Genomic DNA, 18,725 nt, shown 5'->3' on the forward strand with positions numbered 1-18,725 from the left:
CGGCGTCCCGCACAACGAAGGACACGCGATATGTCGAAGACAGCGAGGATTCTCATCGCAGGGGCCGGTGTCGGCGGACTGGCGCTGGCGCAGGCGCTGCATCACGGCGGGCTCGAGGTCGCGGTCCACGAACAGGACCCGACACCGCGAATTCGCCACCAGGGCTTCCGCATTCACATCGACGAGAACGGCGACCGGGCCTTGCGCAGCTGCCTGCCCGCCGCGACGTTCGAACTGGTGCGCCAGAGCAGCGGGACCAACGACGACGTGGTCGGCATGTACACCGAACAGCTCGATCCGGTGCTGACACAGACGTTTCCGGGCATCACCGACGAGCTGATCACCAATGTCGACCGCAACACCCTGCGCCACGGCCTGCTGACCGGACTGGGCGATATCGTGCACTTCGGGCACGAGGTGCGCGGCTACCGCCACACCGACTCCGGCCGGGTGCGCGTGGAATTCGCGGACGGCACCGCCGACGAGGCGGACCTGCTGATCGGCGCGGACGGCGTGGGATCGGCGGTGCGGAGGCAGTTGCTCCCGCATGCCGGCGTGCGCGATCTCGGCGTCCGCTGCCTCTACGGTCGCATGACGCTCACCGAGGTCACTCGCGCGCTCATTCCGCCGGCGGTCGAACGCGGCTTCTCCTGGGTTTCCGACAATGCCGGCTGCGGCGCCGGATTCGCGCCCGTGCGCTTCCGCCGCCCGCCCGCCGGCGCCTCGGACTACCTGATGATCACGCTGCTCGCGACCCCCGAACACCTGGGCGTATCGCACGAGCGGCTGGCCGAGCTCTCCGCCCGGCAGCTGTGGACCCTGGCCGTGCAGGCCACCGCCGCCTGGCATCCGGCGCTGCGGGAACTGTTCGCGCACGCCGACGCGGACTCCTTCTTCCCGATCGCGCTGCGCGCCGGGCAGCGGGTCGGCCCCTGGACGCCGGGCCCGGTCACCCTGCTCGGCGATGCCATCCACACCATGCCGCCCACCGGCGGGGTCGGCGCGAACACCGCGCTGCGGGATGCGCAGACCCTGGCCGGCGAACTGCTCGCCGCCGCGCGCGGGCGGCAGTCGCTGATCGCCGCGGTCGGCGCGTACGAAGCGGTCATGCTGCCACGGGGTTTCGCCACCATCGACGCCTCCCTGGAGATGGCCGCACAGCTGTTCGGCAGCAGCGTCTGAGGCCCGAATTGTCGCCGCCGCACCAATTCATGACGCCGACGCGCCGTCGATGCGCAGGTTTCCGTGCTGGCAAAGGGCATGGAGGACAATGCGTTAGGCAAATGTGTGGTGTGTGCGGTCTTGGGTCCGGGAGTGGCGGGGAGAAGCATGGGCGTGACGTATGAGCAGGCGCGGCAGAGTGTTCGAGATGTGTTGCAGCCTGAATGGCGCTGGGGCACATTCTGTTTGGACGATCGCACCATCGTCGAGAACGACGAGGTGTTCGTCTTCAACGTAGGGGCGCGAGAACTGCTGGTGGACCGGGACCTGTCGTACGCGGTCGCGAGCGGAGTGTCGGTGGTCTACAAGGACGACGGGCGCCTGGGCGCCCTGCCCTCGACGATGGTGGCCACCGATCCCACCGTCCGCATCCGCCCCAACCCGAGTCCGACCATGCACGACTGACCGAGCACGACCGGACGAGGCACCGGCGAAGTCGGAATGCTCAGCGGTACATGCTGCGGTACGCGGCGATCGTCTGCACCAGGTGATCGACGATCTGATCGCGGGTCGCGCGCAATGTGCCGTTGAGCCAGGCCGAGAACATGCCGGCATTGCCGCTGGCCATGGTGACCGCGGCCAGGCGCCGGCGGGTGGGATCGGCGATATGGGCGAACAGGTGGTCCTGAATCAGCCGGGTGAAGGCGGGCATGACCGCGATGGTGGTCTGGCCCAGGCCCGTGGAGGAGTACGGCTCGACCAGGAACAGGCGCGATTTGCGGGGATCCTGCAGCACCTTGTCGACCAGCACCTCCGAAAGCGCGCGATCGCGCAGCGGATCATCGCCCACCGCGAACGCGGTCATCGGCTCCAGGAACTCCTCGGCGATCTGCCGGTAGAGCACATCGAGCAGTTCGTCTCTGCTGGTGAAGCTTTCGTAGAAATAGCGGTCCGTGAGCGTGGCCTTGCGGCAGACCGCGCGCATGGTGACCGCACCGGCCCCGGACTCGCCGATCAGGTCGAGGGCGGCGTCGAGCAGCGCGGCGCGACGGGCCTCACGGCGTTCGGTGAGAGTCGTTCCGCCCCAGATACGGGGTTCGGCGTCGGAGGGAGGCTGCTCGGTCTGCACCTCCTGAAGAGTAGTGCCCGGACCCGAGTGGCGGCGCACACCCGGGGCCGGGGTGCCCGATCACGCGGCGCGCACGCTCAGCTGACCACGCAGGCGCTGCCCAGATTGATGCCCGTGCCGACCTGCACCTGCACCCACTGCTGCCCGTTGTAGGACCAGGCTTCGATGTAGTGCGAACCGGTCGAGGTCGGGGTCCAGGTGGAGGTGCCCGTGCCGCCGCTGCCCAGGTTGAACTGCTGCTGGCCGAAGGTGGCGGTATTGGTGTCGTAGAGCCAGATCTGTTCGTACGGACTGCCGTTCACCGTGACCGTGTACGAGCAATTGGTGCCGTATCCGCCGCTGCCGAGCGGGATGCTCGAGCCCGAGGACACACTCACGCTGTTGATGTAGGCCGACGCGTCGGGTGCGGCCAGTACCAGCGCAGCCGCCGCGGCGCCGAGAGTGGTCACTGTGAGGGCCGACTTCCGGAATCGGATCATGCCGATCATCTCCAGGGATAGATCAAGTATTGCCAGGTGAGAGGGCAATTTTACCGCTAGCGGGGTGCCCTGGTCCCGGCTTTGTGCCCTCCGCTGTGCTGATGCTCGCCGCTACTGGTGCGGGGCGGACGGAATGCTCAGGGCCAGCAGCGCGACATCGTCGTCGACGCCGTCGCCGAATCCGGTGAGCAGCTCGGTGACCGCGGCTGTCAGCGCCGGGGCCGTGGTCGGCCCGAACGCCCGCAGGAATTCGCGTAAGCGCTCCTCGCCGAAGCGTTCCCGGTCATGGATGCGGGCCTCGGTGAGGCCGTCGGTGTAGAGCAGGAGCGTGTCGCCCGGGTCCAGGTGCACGTTCGCGCCGGTGAACACCGCATCCGCCAGCGCGCCGACCAGCATGCCGCCCGGCGTGTCGATCGCGGTCAGAGTGCCGTCCGCGCGGATCAGCAGTGCGGGCGGGTGCCCGCCGGCCGCCACCGTGAGTGCGGCGCCGGAGGATTCGGGCAGCAGAGCGCCGTAGATGACGGTGCAGAAGCGCGCCCCGGCGCCCCGATGTCCTTGGTGGAGCACGGTATTGAGATTGCCGAGCACCGACAGCGGATCCGGGTCGTAGACCGCGGCGGCGCGCAGGGTGTAGCGGGTCAGGGAGGTCACCGCGGCGGCGGGCGCGCCCTTGCCGGACACGTCGCCGAGGAAGAACCCCCAGGACCCGCCGGCGAGCGGGAACAGATCGTAGAAGTCGCCGCCCACCTCGTCGGCCGAGGCGGGGTGGTAGTAGGCGGCGACCTCCACCCCGGGCACCGCCGGCAGTGTCGGGGGCAGCAGCGTGCGCTGCAACGTGGCGGCGAGCTTCTGCACGCGGTCGCGTTCGTAGTCCGCCGCCCGGCGGGCGCGAAGCAGTTCCTGTTCGTAGGCGCGGCGCTCGCGGGCGTCGAAGATCGTGGTGCGGATCAACTGCGCGGTGCCGTCGGAGCCGGCCTTCACCACCGAGGTCACCAGGACCGGCAGCCGTGTCCCGTCCGTGCACCGCAATTCCAGTGCCAGACCGTCGACCCGGCCGTGCATCGCCAGCATGGGCGCGAGGTGGGTTTCGTGGTAGATCCGCCCGCCCACGGTGAGCAGATCACTGAATCTGCGCCGGCCGACCAATTCCGCACGCCGAAAGCCGAGCCACTCCAGCAGCGTGGTGTTGATCTTGGCGATGGTGCCGTCCATCAGGGTGGAGAGATAACCGCAGGGGGCATGCTCGTAGAGGTCCTCGGCGCTGTCCTCGAGCAGTGCCGAGAACGCCGGGTCGGCGCCGCGATCACCGGAACCTCGATCACCGGAACCGGGATCACCGGAGGAGCTCTCGTGCTCCCGATCGCCCCCGCCCTGCACCTGATCGTCATTGCGGCACATCATCTTTCATCCACGAAATCGATGATCGCCGCCGCGGTGAGCTCCGGTGCGCTCAATTGCGGACAGTGCCCGATCGCATCGAGGGTCACCAGGGAGCTGCCGGAGATCTCGTTGTGCACGAACTGGCCGACCTCACGCGGGGCGATCGCGTCCTGCGCGGTCTGGATCACCAGCGTAGGGACCGCGACCTGAGGCAGATCGGCGCGATTGTCGGACAGGAAGGTGGCCTGTGCGAAGACCCGCGCGATCACCGGGTCGGTCCGGCAGAAGCTGTCGGTCAGTTCCGCACCCAGCTCGGGGCGATCCGGAGTGCCCATGATCACCGGAGCCATGGTGGCCGACCAGCCCAGATAATTGGCGTCCAGCGAATCGAGCAACTCCTCGATATCGGCCCGGCTGAACCCGCCGCGGTACTCACCGTCATCGATGTAGCGCGGCGACGGCGTGAGCAGCACCAGTTTCGCGAAGCGCTCGGGGACCCGGTTGGCGGCCAGTACGGCGATCATCGCCGATACCGAATGGCCGACGAGCACAACATCACTGAGCTCGAGCTCGGCGCAGATGTCGATGATGTCCTCGGCGTAGGCGTCGAGGTTCGCATAGCGCTCGGCCGACCACGCCGAGGTGTCCGAGCGGCCGGCGCCGACATGATCGAACAGCACTACCCGGTATCGCTGCGCCAGCTGCGGCACGATCAGGCGCCACAGATTCTGGTCGCAGCCGAAACCGTGCGCGAGCAACACCGTCGGTCCCGCGTCGGAACCGGTGACGACTACGTTGTTCCTGCTGCGCACACTCATCTGGTCTATCCTTCCATGCCTGATCGCCACGCCTGGGACCTCTACTTCCAGAATATCTACACTCACTGGTGCAGATATTCTGGAAGCGGAAGTTACCGTCTCTGTGATCAACAAGCAAGGAAGCCGCGGGGAACTCAGTAGCTCATGGGTACCCTGCCGGTGACCAGGGCCAGTACCAGCGGCACCGCCGTCAGCACCAGGCACGCGACGATATTGGTCCATTTGTAGGCGACCAGGAGCGCGACGAATTCGCGCAGAATCGCGCTGGGCAGGAAGTAGAAAGCCGTTCGCGAGCCGGTGACTTCGGCGTCCAGCTTCAGGCGGCGGGCCATGATCGCTGTCCGCAGCACATGGAAGTTGCTGGTGACCAACACCATTCGCGTGGAGGCGCCGCGCTCGCCCAGCAGCCGCTTGATGAACAGCAGATTCTCCCGGGTGGTGGTCGAGCGTTCCTCGAGTGCAACGCTCTCGCTCGGCACACCCCGTTCGGTGAGGTAGGCGGCCATGGCGGACGCCTCCGAGACCGCCTCGTCGGAACCCTTGCCGCCGGAGGTGATGATCACCGGATGCCGCCCCGCGGCGACCTCCTCCCAGTAGATCTGGATGGCGCGGTTCAACCGGCTGGCCAGCAGCGGCGGCACCCGCGCGCCCATGAGACCGCACCCGGGAACCACGATCGCGTCCATGCCCGGCCGATACGGCAGCCAGCCGTAGATCAGCGCGTACAGCGCGAAACTGGCGAACACGAACCCGAAATAGCCGACCGCCATGATCAGTGACGCGAGCGCGGCCGAGCGCAGATTCCCGGTGGCCGCGGCGACACCGAGCAGCACATACGGGACCAGCAGCACCAGCCCCGGCGCGATCGACATCAGATTCCCGTTGCGCGCCCCTTCGCGCCGAATCATCTCCCGGCCGTTGCCGATCAGCAGGCCCGCCAGCACCAGCACCACCAGCGGGGGCAGGACCACGAGCAACCGCACGAGCACCAGCGCCAGATCGATATCGCCGCCGGTGCCGACCAGCCATACTCCCGTGCACGCCAGTGCCAGCATCAGATAGACGCCATTGCTCACCCGCCGCCTGTCCATGTGGAAACGCACCGCGAAGACACCGAGCAGAGCCAGTCCGACCGTGAGCAGAATCACGGGGTCACCTTAGAGCCCACTCGAAGTCCGATTCGAACTCGGTCGCCTCGAGGTCCGTTTTTCCGGGATCTGATCATGGCCATACCGCGGGCATTACCCCGTCCGGCGGCCGGTATTACCCAGTGGGAGGGCGGTTTTCCACCGGCGCGGTGTCCTGGCCCCGGAGGGGTGCCGCCGCCGGTGGCGTGCAGGACCCGCGTGGTGATGCTGCTCCTCGGATCGGGCCGGGAGATGATGGTCAACCGTGACCGATGATCGCAAGACTCCCGATATGAAGCCCCGCAGTCGCGACGTCACCGACGGACTGGAGAAGACCGCCGCGCGCGGCATGCTGCGCGCGGTGGGGATGGGCGATGCGGACTGGGTCAAACCCCAGATCGGCGTGGCGTCCTCGTGGAACGAGATCACCCCGTGCAACCTCTCCCTGGACCGGCTGGCGAAGGCCTCCAAGGACGGCGTCTTCCAGGGCGGCGGCTTCCCCATGCAGTTCGGCACCATCTCGGTCTCGGACGGCATCTCGATGGGGCACGAGGGGATGCACTTCTCGCTCGTCTCGCGTGAGGTGATCGCCGACAGCGTCGAGACGGTCATGCAGGCCGAACGGCTCGACGGTTCGGTGCTGCTGGCCGGCTGCGACAAATCGCTGCCGGGCATGCTCATGGCGGCGGCGCGGCTGAACCTGGCGAGCGTATTCCTCTATGCCGGTTCGATTCTGCCCGGAATCGCGAAGCTCTCGGACGGCACCGAGCGCGAGGTGACGATCATCGATGCGTTCGAGGCGGTCGGCGCGTGCTCGCGCGGGCTGATGAGCCGCGAGGACGTCGATGCCATCGAACGGGCCATCTGCCCGGGCGAGGGCGCGTGCGGTGGCATGTACACCGCCAACACCATGGCCAGCGCCGCCGAGGCGATGGGCATGTCCCTGCCGGGCAGCGCCGCGCCCCCGGCCACCGATCGCCGCCGCGACGGATACGCCAGGCGCAGCGGCGAAGCGGTGGTGGAATTGATCCGCCGCGGCATCACCACCTCCGACATCCTGACCAAGGAAGCCTTCGAGAACGCCATCGCGGTGGTCATGGCCTTCGGCGGTTCCACCAATGCCGTGCTGCATCTGCTGGCCATCGCGCACGAGGCGCGCGTGGATCTGGCGCTCGCCGATTTCGCGCGCATCGGCCGCACGGTCCCGCACCTGGCGGACGTCAAACCCTTCGGCAGGCATGTGATGACCGATGTGGACCGCATCGGCGGCGTGCCGGTGATGATGAAGGCACTGCTGGATGCCGGTCTGCTGCACGGGGATTGCCTCACCGTGACCGGGCGCACGGTGGCGCAGAACCTCGCCGAGATCGCCCCGCCCGATCCCGACGGCAAGGTGCTGCGGGCGATGTCCGCGCCGATCCATCCCACCGGCGGCATCACCATTCTGAGCGGATCGCTCGCCCCCGGCGGCGCGGTGGTCAAGTCGGCGGGCTTCGACTCCGACGTATTCGTCGGCACCGCACGGGTTTTCGATCGCGAGCGGGCGGCGATGGACGCACTCGAGGACGGCACGATCGCGGCTGGTGATGTGGTGGTCATCCGCTACGAGGGCCCCAAGGGCGGGCCCGGCATGCGCGAGATGCTCGCCATCACCGCGGCCATCAAGGGCGCGGGACTGGGCAAGGATGTCCTGCTGCTCACCGACGGCCGCTTCTCCGGCGGCACCACCGGACTGTGCGTCGGGCACGTCGCGCCCGAGGCCGTGGACGCCGGCCCGATCGCCTTCGTCCGCGACGGTGACCGGATCCGGCTCGACGTCGGCACCGGCACCCTGGATCTGCTGGTCGAGGACAGCGAACTGGCCGAGCGCCGAATCGGCTGGGAACCGTTGCCGTCCAGGTACACCCGCGGTGTGCTGGCGAAGTATTCCAAGCTGGTCGGTTCGGCCTCCTACGGCGCCGTCTGCGACTGAGGCAGCACGCGTCGCTACGGCGCTTCGGGGTCGGTCAGCATCAGCGTGACCGGTTGCAGTGTGGTTCTGAGGAATTCGGTGAGCCACGCACCGGACGGGTGCGGTTCGGTGACGCCCTCCAAGGCGATTCCCCTGCCGAGGGCCAGGATCAGTCTGGCCAAGGTGGGGGGATCGATCGGCAGCGTGAGGCCGGTATCGCTCATGACCCGTTCGATGAGCACGGTGACGGTCGCGCGGGCCTGGTCGTCGCGGGCGGCGAGCTGCTCGAGCAGTGCGGGGCTGCGGCGCGCGGCCAGTGCCAGTTCGGCTTTGAGCAGCGCCCACTGCTGTTCGCCCAGTGTCTGGTCGAGCCACTGCTGGAAATTGGCGAACCGGTCGGCCACCGTGCCGTGATCGAGCGCGTGCTCGACCGCCTCGAACTGCCGGGCCATGTGCTGATCGAGCACCGCGAGCGCGAGCTCTTCCTTGCTGGCGAAGTTCGAATACACCGCCCCGCGACTGTATCCGGCGGTCTCGGCGACCTGATCGTTGGACGTCGCGGCGAATCCCTCACGCAGATACAGCTCGGTGGCCGACTCGATCAGTCGAGCGCGCGTACGAGCCTGGGACTCGGAACGACTCAACCGCTTGGACACCCGCCGGAGTATACCGAGCGAATACTCAGGACCCGGCGCGCTGCCCGGCTCCGCAGCAGCCGCCAATCTGCTTGCCGCTGTTGACAACTCCCGCGCGCGGCCGAATATCCTGTGAAGTACAGATGTCATCGACATCTGACTGCTGAGAGCATCTGAACACCATGGCCCCACACACCGCGATACGGGACCGGCCTTCGGAGTGATTTCTCGGCGTTCCTGATGCGGTTAGGAGCATGTCCTCATGTCCAGCTACCCCCAGCGCACGGTCACCGGCCAACGGATCCTCGTCACCGGCGCGACCAACGGGATCGGAAAGGAAATCGCGCGAGCGCTCGTGCGCCGCGGCGCCGCGGTGACGATCCTCGCGCGCAATGCGAACAAGGCCGAGGCCACCGCGCGCGAACTCGCCGCCGAGGACGGCGCCGCCGCCGCACCGGAGGTGGTCCTGGCCGATCTGTCGGATCTGGGATCGGTACGCGCGGCCGCCGCGGAACTGGGCCGCCGCTACGACCGGATCGACGTCCTGGTCAATAACGCGGGCATCCACTCGATCCCGGCGGAGAGTTCCGGCGACGGCTACGAGTTGATGATGGCCACCAACCATCTCGGCCCGTTCCTGCTGACCAATTCGCTCCTGCCGCAACTCGAGTCGGGCACCGAACCGCGCATCGTGGTGACCGCCTCCGAGGCGCACCGCATGTGGCCGCGCGTGAACCTGGCCGAGTTCGCCGAACCCGATCGATACAGCCCGGTCGGCTCCCTCTTCGCCTACGCCCGATCGAAGCTGATGAACATCCTGTTCACCCAGGAGCTCGCCCGCCGCCTGACCCCGACTCCGCTGACCGCCAACAGCTTCTGCCCCGGCATGGTGGCCTCGGGCCTGACCCGCGACAGCGGCATCCTCACCTCCGCCACCCGGGCCCTGTCCCGCACCCCCCTGGTGCGCACCCCGCAGCAGGGCGCGGCCATGGGCCTGCGCCTGGTCCTGGATGCCACCCTCACCGACACCACCGGCCACTTCTTCTCCTCCACCCCCGGCGCGAATCTTCTTCCCCCCGTACGCATCCGCACTGACGAACCCCTGCAACGCCGCGCCTGGGACCGCTCCGCCGAACTCGTCGGCATCGCCTCGAGTTAGTCGATGACCCCCGGCGATGCGGGCCCTCAGCCCAGGAGTTCGTCGAGGTAGCACCAGCGCCAGGATTCGCCGGGTTCGACGCTGCGCATGACGGGGTGGCCGGTGTTGTTGAAATGCTTGGTGGCGTGGTTGCCGGGGGAGGAGTCGCAGCAGGCGATGTGGCCGCAGCCCAGGCACATGCGCAGGTGGACCCAGACCAGGCCCTCGTCCAGGCATTCGGAGCAGGCGTCGGGGTGGTCGGGGACGCGCACGCAGGGGGCGTCGCGCAGGTGTTCGCAGCCACCTTCGATCGGGGCGGCGAGGGGGTCGCCGGAATCGGTGGCTTCCTCGACGCGGTCGATGACCGATTCCTCGAGGTCGAGGGTGGCCATCACCTGCTGCAGCACCTCTTGATCCAGGGTGCCCGAATTGCGGACGCGCAGTACGGTTTCGCGTTCGGCGGCCAGCATGACCAGGCGCAGCCGCCGGTATTCGCCGCTGGGGGTGACACGCTGGGATTCGGAGCGGCCCAGCAGTTCCCACGAGGACTGCGCGCGCTGGCTCACGCGGTGGCGCAGTGAATCGACGATCTCCGGCGGGGTGTCCTCGCTGATGCCGGCCTCGAGTGCGGCCAGCCCCGCGGATGTGGCCTGCTGCAACAGGTTCGCCTCCTGCAGCAGGTCCTCGGCGTGGCTGGGTCCGCGCAGGCGCAGCAGCCGCACCAGCCACGGCAGCGTGATGCCCTGCATCAGCGTTCCGGCCACCACCACGACGGCGAGCAATCGCAGCGTCGCCAGTTCCGGTGTGCCGGAGGGCAACAGCAGCGCCGCCGCCAGCGTCACCACCCCGCGCATGCCCGCCCAGGACACCACGGTCGGCCCGGTCCACTGCGGTTTGGGTTTGCCCTGGCGGCGGCCCTCGATCTGCCAGGCCAGATAGGTGGAGGGGAACACCCACAGCGGGCGCGAGACGATGACGGTGACCAGCACCGCCGCACAGGTCAGCAGCAGCGTCGTATGCGGTAGATCGCTGTTCCAGGCGTCCTCGAAGATATGGCGCATCTCCAGGCCGATGAGCAGGAACACCGCGCTCTCGAGCAGGAACTGGATGGTGCGCCAATTGGTGTGCTCGGCAATGCGGGAGGCCGCGCTCTGCCAGCGCGGTGCGCCCCAGCCGAGGATCAGCCCGCAGGTGACCACCGCGATCACCCCGGAGGCGTGCAGCGCCTCGGCGGGCAGATACACACTCCACGGGGCCAGCAGCGAAACACTGGTATCCAGAACGGGATCGGTGATGCGGCGGCGCAGGAAGGCCAGCACCATCGCGGCCATCACACCGATCAGCGCACCGCCGCCGGCCGCGCCGAGGAAATCGGCGCCCGCCTCCCACACCGTGAAGGTGCCGGCCATGGCCGCGATCGCGGTGCGCAGGGTGACCAGCGCGGTCGCGTCGTTAAACAGCGATTCGCCCTCGAGCAGCGTCACGATGCGCCGCGGCATACCGACCCGGCGCGCCACCGCGGTCGCGGCGACCGCATCCGGCGGGGCCACGACCGCGCCGATGGCCACCGCCGCCGAGAACGGCACCGGCAGCAGCCAATACACCACACCGGCCACCGCGAAGGTCGTGAACAGCACCAACCCCACCGACAGCAGGGCGATGGACACCTTCTTGGGCCTGAAGTCGATCAGCGAGGTGCGAATGGCGGTGGTGTAGAGCAGCGGTGGCAGCAGCCCCAGCAGCACCAGTTCGGGATCGATATCGAATTCCGGCACGAACGGCAGATAGGAGGCGATCACGCCCGCGATGGTGAGCACAAACGGCTCACCCACCTCGAACCGGCGCGCCAGTGCCGCCAATGCGACAGCTGCCGCCACCAGTAGGACAAGCCCGAACGCCAGGTTCACGAGATCATCGTGCCAGGACGAGTGTCCGAATCGCGCATCGGCCGCGCCGATCGGGGCGACCGCAGACCGGCGACCGCACTCCCGATATCCCGGCGACGACGCCCCTGACCTGGCGGATTCGGGGATCAGCGTTCCGTGTCGTACTCCGCGCGGGCGGTCAGCACCTGATCCATATGAGTTTCCGCCCAGCCCTTGATGATGCGCATGACCGGCAGCAGGCTCGCCCCCAGCTCGGTCAGCTCGTAGTCGACCCGCACCGGCACCGCCGCGGTGATCGTGCGCTCGACCAGTCCGTCGCGTTCCATCACGCGCAAGGTCTGGGTGAGCATCTTCTGGCTGATGCCCGCCACCCGCCGGGACAGGTCGCCATAGCGCTGCGGGCCGTCGGCGAGGGCATTGATCAGCAGACTGACCCATTTGTTGGCGATGCGGTCGAGCAGTTGACGGGTGGGACACTCGGCGACGTACGCGTCGTAGTGCCGGCGCGCCTCGGCGCGCTGCTGTGCCACGGTCTGCGTTGCCATCACTCTCCGATCAGTGCGGTACGCACCTCTAGGTGCCTACTACCCAATAGAGAGTAGCGCTCCCTACGGTTGCGGTATTCATTCGATCTGTGAGGTGACCATGCGAGCAATCGTCGTTCGTTCCTACGGCGGGCCCCACGCGCTGGAAATGGTGGAATGCCCGGTGCCGGAACCGGGTCCGGGGCAGGTCCGGGTGCGAGTCGAGGCGGCCGCGGTCAACCCGGTCGATGCGGTGACCCGGTCGGGTGCGCTGGTGGAAGCAGGGCTGATGGCCGCGCGCGCGACGACCGGCATCGGCTGGGACGTCGCGGGCGCCGTCGATGCGCTCGGCCCCGGCGTCACCGATGTTGTTGCCGGACAGCGAGTTGCCGGACTGCGCGACCGGCTCGACCTGTCACTCGGCGCCTACGCGGACTACCTCGTCCTGGAGGCGACCGCGATCGCGGCGCTGCCGCCCGGACTGTCCAGCCTCGCGGCGGCCACCCTGCCGCTGAGCGGACTCACCGCCGTGCAGTCCCTGGACCTGCTCGATCTGCCCACCGGCGCAACGATTCTGGTGACCGGAGCGGCCGGGGCCGTCGGCGGCTACGCGGTGCAGTCGGCCGCACGGCGTGGCCTGCGAGTGGTCGCGGTCGCCGGTGCGGGCGATGAACAGCCGGTCCGAGACCTGGGGGCGCACTGGTTCGTGCCGCGCGAGGCCGACCTCGCCGAATCCGTCCGCAGGCACGTCCCCGGCGGAGTCGACGGCGCACTCGATGCGGCGGCCCTCGGCATCTCGGCGCTGGGTGCGGTGCGCACCCGGGGCCGGTTCGTGGCGGTCGTCGGCGGCGCGCAGCCGATTCCCCTGCGGGGCATCACCGTCATGAACCAGTGGATCGCCGCCGATGGGGCTGCCCTGTCCGAACTCGTGCGAGCGGCGAGCCAGGGACAGCTGAGCACCCGAATCGCCGAAACACTCCCTCTCACCGAAGCCGTACGCGCACACCAACTGCTGGCGAAGGGCGGCCTGCGCGGGCGCGTGGTCCTGATCCCGTGAATCACCCTGTCCGGGGCGCGGATTCCATCGGTGTGCCGCTGTCACGCCATGCGGCGATACCGCCCGCCAGACTCGACGCGTCATAACCCGCGCGCCGCGCCAGCGCCGCGAAGCGCAGCGACACCTCGCCGACCGGGCAGACGAACACGATCGGCCGGGAGCGGGAGAACGGGATGCCGTGCGCGAGCATATCGTCGAGTTGATCGTCTCGAATATTGATCGCACCGGGAACATGCGCGATGCGATACGCCATGGCCCCGCGCGTATCGACAATGGTGGGGCGGGCAGTGCGATCGAGCTCCTGCACCTGCTGCGGCGACAGTGCCGGGGTGGCAGCCAGTTCCGCGGCCGAGGGCGGGGCGGGGCGGGCGCTGCGGCCGAACAATTCGGGGCGGCGCTTGCGGATATAGGACAGATACGGCTCGATGCGATCGCACACGATGAAGACCGCGACCAGCGGCCGATCCGCCTCGAGCGCCGAATGATCCAGTGCGCTCAGATGTTCCAGCGCCGCCGCGTACGTGGCCCCGCTGGTCGGCCCGGCCAGCACCCCGTACCGGGTGGCCAGCTCCACGGTGGCATCGACCGCACGCCCGGCCTCGACGGCAATGATGCGATCGTAGAAATCGGGCTGGAACAGTCCCACATCCCACAGCTCGGTCTCCGAGCGAATGCCCGGAATGAAGTCGGTGCGCTCGGAAACCACCGCCAGGGTGCGCAATTCCGGATTGTGCTTGCGCAGGAACGTCGCCGCACCGCGCGTGGAACCGGTGGTGCCGAGCCCGCCGGCGAGATAGTCGACGCGGGTGATGCCGTCGCGGGCCAGATCCTCATGGATCTCGCGCCCGGTGCCCTCGTAGTGCGCCTCGATATTCTTCTCGCTGGTGTATTGCGACGGATGCACCCATGCACCAGGTGCTTTCGCCATGGTCGCGTCGATCACCGAGTACACATCATTGGGCGCGGTCGGATCGGGGCATTCCGACAGTCCCGGCAGCTCTTCGATCTCGGTGCCGAACAGCTGCAGCAATTCCCGCACCTCGGTCACCTTGATCCGATTGGTGACCGCGCGCAGCCCGACTCCGTGCATGGCGCCCAGAATGCGCAGCGCCTTGGCGGTATTGCCGCTGGAGGCCTCGATGAGCGTCTGCCCGCGCGCGACGATGTCGTCCAGGTCGTCGCGGATCATGCCCCACGCCACCCGATCCTTGACCGAGCCGAAGGGGTTGTAGAACTCCAATTTCGCGTACAGCTCGATATTGCGCAGTCCGTGCACGGCCGGATCCAGCCGCAGCAGGGGAGTATTGCCGATGAGTTCGGTGATGTGGTCGTAGCGCATCTCACTGCACCCCGTGCCATTGCGGACCCGCGGACCGCGACGGCCCACCGGTGATCAGCTCGGGTTCGTAGTCCTCGTCCCGGCAGATCTCGTACTTTCCCTGCTCGGAGAAATCGCTGGACCGGTGCACCACCGCAAGTTTGGGTGGCAGCGGATGCATCGAGGCGCGCGCTGCCGACAAATCCATATGGTAGGCAGCGGTATTCGGAAACACCATCAGATCACCGGGCCGCGGCCGCCGCGGAAACCACACCTTGTGATTGGTCACCAGATCGCGCTCCAGGCACAGCCGCCCCGCCACGAACACCCCGACCGGATCGGAATCGCCCTGCGCGGGCGCCACCTCGGGCAGCAGCAGCGGATCCACCATCACCTCCTGATCGGCCGGGGTGACGGTATCGCGGCTGATATCCACATTGACCAGCACGCTGCCGTCGGCGGTCTCCTTCACGAATTCCACCCGGGCCAGCGTGATTCCGGCGTGGTCGACCAGCGCCTTCCCCGGCTCCAGCCACACCTCGAGCAGATTCTCGGCCGCGATCTGCGCGAAACTGCGCCCGCCGTGCCCGTCCAATTCGGCGGCGAGCAGATCGGCGAGCATGCGATCGGCGGGCACGGTATTGGCATATTTGTGAAATACCGGGGTGCCGTGCACCGCGCCGTCCTCGAGATGGAATCCGAACGTATTGCCGCCCCACGCCATCGGTTCCCCGTGCCCGAGCAGGGATTCGCGCAGCGCGTGCACATACGCGTCGAACGCATCGGCGTCCTCAGTGAACACCTGCCGGAATCCGCCGCCGATATCGAGCACCGCCGGGGAAAGTCCGTGCGCGTAGGCGCGTTCGGTCAGCTCCAGGCAGGCCTCGACCGCGCGCAACCGCTCACCGGGTTCCCCGGAGTCGATATGAAAGGCGAAGCCGCGGAAATCGATCCGCCCGCGATGCGCCGCCAGCGCCCGCAGCGCCTCCTCCGCCTGCCCCAGCGGCACCCCGAACCGGCTCACCGGCGTCCCCGCGAAACCCGAGAGCCGCACCAGCACCGGCACATCGGCATGCAGGCCCGCGAGCTCGGCCACCCGATGCAGCTCCCAGAGGTTGTCGACATTGATCGTCACCCCGGTGGCGACGAGCTCGCGCAGAAACTCTTCCCCCTTGGGCCCGGTCACCTCGATACGCCCGGACCCGAATCCGGCCCCCACCGCACTGGCCAGCTCCGCCTCCGAGGCCACATCGATGCCGACCCCCGCGTGCTCGGCGGTCCGCACGAATGCCCGCGACTGATTCACCTTGTGCGCGTAGCAGATCCGATACCCCGGCAACCCCTGCTCCAGCACCGCCCGCAATCGCGCCAGATTGTCCGCGAACACCTGCGGGAACACCAGATGCGCGGGCGACCCGAACCGGATGAGCGCCTCCTCGGCCGCGCCGGGCGCCTGCAGGAAGGCGCGCACCAGCGGAGGAATCTTCGCCGGCAGCCGCGGCGGAGCCCAAGCCGTCATACCGCGGTTTCCGAGGTCGCCGGGGCGGGCACATCGGTGGTCGGGTTGTAGCCGCCGTCGCGCAGCGCTTCGAAAGCGCGATGGCGATTGCGCGGGCTGCGGAACTCGGCGGCGACGCGTTTGCTGATCAGGTCGATATCGTGCACGGCGATATCCATCGATTCCAGCACCCCGGTAATGGTGCGCACGCAGTGTTTGCAGTTCATATCGGGGACGTAGAACACCTGGTCCTCGGCGGTGAGTTCGCCGCTGTCCGAACCGGTGTCGGCGGGCGTCTCGGCGAGGGTCAGGCGTTCGGCGATCGCGGTGAACACCTCGGTGAAGCGGTCCAGCACCACCGGCAGAATGCTGTAGTGCGCGCCGTCGAGCTGATGCGGCATGGCGGCCAGGCAGGCCGGGCGGGTGCCCGGCGGGAGCAGCGCGTACTGGCGGGAGATCAGATCGAGCTCATCGTGGTATTTGGCGATGGCGTCGGGGATGCTCAGGCCTTCGGAGACGGTGGCGCGCCGCATGATCCGGTGCGCGTCCTCGATGGTGGAGTCCTTCATCGAACGCAGGATGGCGACGGTATCGGCGGAGTAGCGCACGGTGCCGTCGGGCTGGGTGCTCAGGGTGACCGCGATCATGCCGCGCCGATAGCTCGAGGCCTGCAGCTCCCAGTACCACCGGGTGGCCACCGCCCCGTAGATCCCGGAATCGCGCATACCGGCCGCGAATTCGGCAGGGGTGCGATACGGCGTCCAGCGCGCCAGCAGTGCGTGCTGTGCCAGCGCCCGCCCGGCCGCCTCGATCCCGACCCGGAAGATATCGAGGGGTTCGTGATCGGTGGTCGTGCCCTCGAGCACATCGCGATCCCGCTCGCTCAATCCCGAAATACGGTGCGCCAGCCCGGTATCGGCGCCGAGTGCGTGCCAGAGCGTCAGCACCGCCTCGCGCATGGCGATCGGCACGATCGGCCCCAGCCCGCCGGAATGGAAATGCCCGGTATTGGGAATCCCGTCGCTGTCGGTCCAGGCGATGCGATGGGTGGCGCTGGTGACCTGGTCGGCCCGGCACGGGCGCATGAACCGCTCCAGATACAGCCGCTGCGACAGGGTCAGATGCGATCCCGGCTCCGGACGCAGTGGCGCACAGGTGTATTCGATCCGCCGCGCCTGCGCCGCCGCGACCCCGGCGAACAATCCGGGCCGGGCCAGCACGGCCAGCACCCGGGAGGCAGCGCGCCGGTCGTAGCGGGGTTCGTGGCCATTCGTGGTCATCCGACCTCCTCGGCAATCGTGGCTACACAGTCGGTGAAGCGGTCGATCTCGTCGAAGGTGTTGTAGATGTGGGTGCTCACCCGCACCGAATCCTCGTCCTCGGACTCACCGGGCACACAGTGCGCGCCGGTGCGCACCAGGAAGCCGAGCTCGCCGAGCACGAACCCCAAGTCGTTCGCGCCGATACCGTGCAGTGTGAAAGAGACTATGCCGTAACCGGTTTCACAGGGGGCGTATGCGGGACCGGGCAGGAAATCCAGTCCCGGCACCGGCCGCAACCCGGCGATGAGGCGCTGGGTCAGAGCACGATTGTGGGTGTGGACGGTATCGAGACCGATCTCGCCGAGCACCTCGAGTGCCGCGCCCAGGGCGAGGATGCCCGGAATATTGGGGGTGCCGCCCTCGAGCAGCTGGGGCATCGGCCCGGCGTGCAGGCCGCGATCATCGAGGGACACACCGGAATTGCCGCCGGGCAGGAACGGTGAGAGCTCCGCGTGCCGGCGGCGGCGGCAGTACAGCACCCCGGTGCCGGGCGATCCGAACATCTTGTGGGCGGCGAACACCGCGAAATCGGCGTCGAGTTCGCCCACCCGCACCGGAAGGTGCCCGCCGCTCTGACTGCAGTCGAAACACAGCGCGATCGCCGGGTCGATGCGCCCGCGCAATTCCTCCAGCGTGCTCAGCGCGCCGAACACATGATGCAGATGCCCGACGGTGATGAGCCGGGTGCGCGGCCCGATCTTCGCGGCGATGTCCTCGATATCGGCCTCACCGAGCGCGCTGACCCGGTACGGCACCAACCGGATCGTGCGCCCGAACCCGGCGAGTATCTGCCGCAGCTGCACCCACGGATACACATTCGAGGCGTGATCTCGTGGGCTGTACAGGATTTCGTCGCCCTCGCGCAGATTCGCCAGCCCCCACGACAGGGCGACCGCATTGAGTCCGGCGGTTGCCCCGCCCGTGAACACCACCTCGTCGGGCTCGGCGCCGATGAAGCCGGCCATGCGCCCGCGCACCTGCTCGATCTCGCGGGTGAGCGTGGTCGCCCACGCGTACCCGCCGCGCCCGGCATTGGCGGTCCGCGCGCTGAGGTACCCCTGCACCGCCGCGATCACCGCCTGCGGTTTCTGCGTAGTGGACGCCGAATCGAGGTATGTCTCAGCACTTTCGCGCAGGGCCGGGAACATGCGCGCGGACACCGCTTCCGGGGCGGGAACCGGCCCGGCGGTGGACGCAGGCGCACAGGACCGCACCGTGCCGCTCCCTCCGAGGAGTACGCGCTGGACGCCACCAACGATACGCACATTTTCCCAGCGGCTCGAAGGTTCTCGCCGCCAAGCC

General features: G+C 68.3%; 17 protein-coding genes. 5 read left to right on the plus strand and 12 right to left on the minus strand.

Translation table 11 applies throughout. From position 1 onward, the window contains the following. The first annotated feature begins 30 nt into the window (after positions 1 to 30). Positions 31 to 1,182, plus strand: a complete 1,152-nt coding sequence (locus tag OG326_RS22620) for an FAD-dependent oxidoreductase (RefSeq protein WP_327139100.1) — start codon at positions 31 to 33, stop codon at positions 1,180 to 1,182. A gap of 189 nt (positions 1,183 to 1,371) precedes the next feature. Next, positions 1,372 to 1,626: a hypothetical protein gene (locus OG326_RS22625; protein ID WP_327139101.1), complete on the plus strand. Its 255-nt coding sequence runs from the start codon at positions 1,372 to 1,374 to the stop codon at positions 1,624 to 1,626. A gap of 40 nt (positions 1,627 to 1,666) precedes the next feature. On the opposite strand, the gene OG326_RS22630 is transcribed toward OG326_RS22625, so the two are convergent. The 5 genes from OG326_RS22630 to OG326_RS22650 all read right to left on the minus strand — a co-directional run bounded on the left by OG326_RS22630 (position 1,667) and on the right by OG326_RS22650 (position 6,115). After that, positions 1,667 to 2,290, minus strand: a complete 624-nt coding sequence (locus OG326_RS22630; RefSeq protein WP_327139102.1) for a TetR/AcrR family transcriptional regulator — start codon at positions 2,288 to 2,290, stop codon at positions 1,667 to 1,669. A gap of 77 nt (positions 2,291 to 2,367) precedes the next feature. Further along, positions 2,368 to 2,769, minus strand: a complete 402-nt coding sequence (locus OG326_RS22635) for a hypothetical protein (protein WP_327139103.1) — start codon at positions 2,767 to 2,769, stop codon at positions 2,368 to 2,370. Positions 2,770 to 2,880: 111 nt separating this feature from the next. Continuing rightward, positions 2,881 to 4,170, minus strand: a complete 1,290-nt coding sequence (locus tag OG326_RS22640; RefSeq protein WP_327139104.1) for a PP2C family protein-serine/threonine phosphatase — start codon at positions 4,168 to 4,170, stop codon at positions 2,881 to 2,883. After that, entirely contained in the window at positions 4,167 to 4,967 is an 801-nt protein-coding gene (locus tag OG326_RS22645) for an alpha/beta fold hydrolase (RefSeq protein ID WP_327139105.1), read from the minus strand. Before OG326_RS22645 ends, OG326_RS22640 begins: the two co-directional genes overlap by 4 nt. Before the next feature lie 134 nt (positions 4,968 to 5,101). Continuing rightward, positions 5,102 to 6,115, minus strand: coding sequence for a YdcF family protein (locus tag OG326_RS22650; protein ID WP_327139106.1), 1,014 nt, complete (start codon positions 6,113 to 6,115; stop codon positions 5,102 to 5,104). A 271-nt stretch (positions 6,116 to 6,386) separates the two neighbouring features. Between OG326_RS22650 and ilvD the strand changes: the two genes are divergently transcribed. Beyond that, positions 6,387 to 8,066, plus strand: coding sequence for a dihydroxy-acid dehydratase (gene ilvD, locus OG326_RS22655; protein ID WP_327146557.1), 1,680 nt, complete (start codon positions 6,387 to 6,389; stop codon positions 8,064 to 8,066). 14 nt (positions 8,067 to 8,080) lie between these two features. Here ilvD and OG326_RS22660 read toward each other — a convergent pair whose 3' ends face one another. Continuing rightward, on the minus strand, positions 8,081 to 8,701 hold the full coding sequence (locus OG326_RS22660; protein WP_327139107.1) for a TetR/AcrR family transcriptional regulator: 621 nt from the start codon (positions 8,699 to 8,701) through the stop codon (positions 8,081 to 8,083). Positions 8,702 to 8,942: 241 nt separating this feature from the next. On the opposite strand from OG326_RS22660, the gene OG326_RS22665 reads away from it, so the two are divergent. Next, positions 8,943 to 9,839 (plus strand): SDR family NAD(P)-dependent oxidoreductase, encoded by an 897-nt coding sequence (locus OG326_RS22665; RefSeq protein ID WP_327139108.1) that lies wholly within the window; start codon positions 8,943 to 8,945, stop codon positions 9,837 to 9,839. Between the two features lie 26 nt (positions 9,840 to 9,865). Here the strand turns inward: OG326_RS22665 and OG326_RS22670 are convergent, their stop codons facing one another. Both OG326_RS22670 and OG326_RS22675 read right to left on the minus strand, forming a co-directional pair. Continuing rightward, complete coding sequence (locus OG326_RS22670) at positions 9,866 to 11,725, minus strand: Na+/H+ antiporter (RefSeq protein ID WP_327139109.1); 1,860 nt, start codon at positions 11,723 to 11,725, stop codon at positions 9,866 to 9,868. A gap of 125 nt (positions 11,726 to 11,850) precedes the next feature. Next, positions 11,851 to 12,249: a winged helix-turn-helix transcriptional regulator gene (locus tag OG326_RS22675; RefSeq protein ID WP_327139110.1), complete on the minus strand. Its 399-nt coding sequence runs from the start codon at positions 12,247 to 12,249 to the stop codon at positions 11,851 to 11,853. Positions 12,250 to 12,349: 100 nt separating this feature from the next. Between OG326_RS22675 and OG326_RS22680 the strand changes: the two genes are divergently transcribed. Beyond that, positions 12,350 to 13,285, plus strand: coding sequence for an NADP-dependent oxidoreductase (locus tag OG326_RS22680; RefSeq protein WP_327146558.1), 936 nt, complete (start codon positions 12,350 to 12,352; stop codon positions 13,283 to 13,285). Position 13,286: 1 nt separating this feature from the next. Here the strand turns inward: OG326_RS22680 and OG326_RS22685 are convergent, their stop codons facing one another. The 4 genes from OG326_RS22685 to OG326_RS22700 are packed head-to-tail and all read right to left on the minus strand — an operon-like array spanning position 13,287 to position 18,688. Continuing rightward, positions 13,287 to 14,624: a pyridoxal-phosphate dependent enzyme gene (locus OG326_RS22685; RefSeq protein WP_327139111.1), complete on the minus strand. Its 1,338-nt coding sequence runs from the start codon at positions 14,622 to 14,624 to the stop codon at positions 13,287 to 13,289. Between the two features lies 1 nt (position 14,625). Further along, entirely contained in the window at positions 14,626 to 16,122 is a 1,497-nt protein-coding gene (locus tag OG326_RS22690; RefSeq protein ID WP_327139112.1) for an alanine racemase, read from the minus strand. Further along, positions 16,119 to 17,381, minus strand: a complete 1,263-nt coding sequence (locus OG326_RS22695; RefSeq protein ID WP_327139113.1) for a heavy-metal-associated domain-containing protein — start codon at positions 17,379 to 17,381, stop codon at positions 16,119 to 16,121. The genes OG326_RS22690 and OG326_RS22695 overlap by 4 nt, the downstream gene beginning before the upstream one ends. Beyond that, complete coding sequence (locus tag OG326_RS22700) at positions 17,378 to 18,688, minus strand: aminotransferase class V-fold PLP-dependent enzyme (RefSeq protein WP_327139114.1); 1,311 nt, start codon at positions 18,686 to 18,688, stop codon at positions 17,378 to 17,380. Before OG326_RS22700 ends, OG326_RS22695 begins: the two co-directional genes overlap by 4 nt. Between the last annotated feature and the right edge of the window lie 37 nt (positions 18,689 to 18,725).

The sequence above is a fragment of the Nocardia sp. NBC_01327 genome (assembly GCF_035958815.1).
Taxonomy (GTDB): domain Bacteria; phylum Actinomycetota; class Actinomycetes; order Mycobacteriales; family Mycobacteriaceae; genus Nocardia.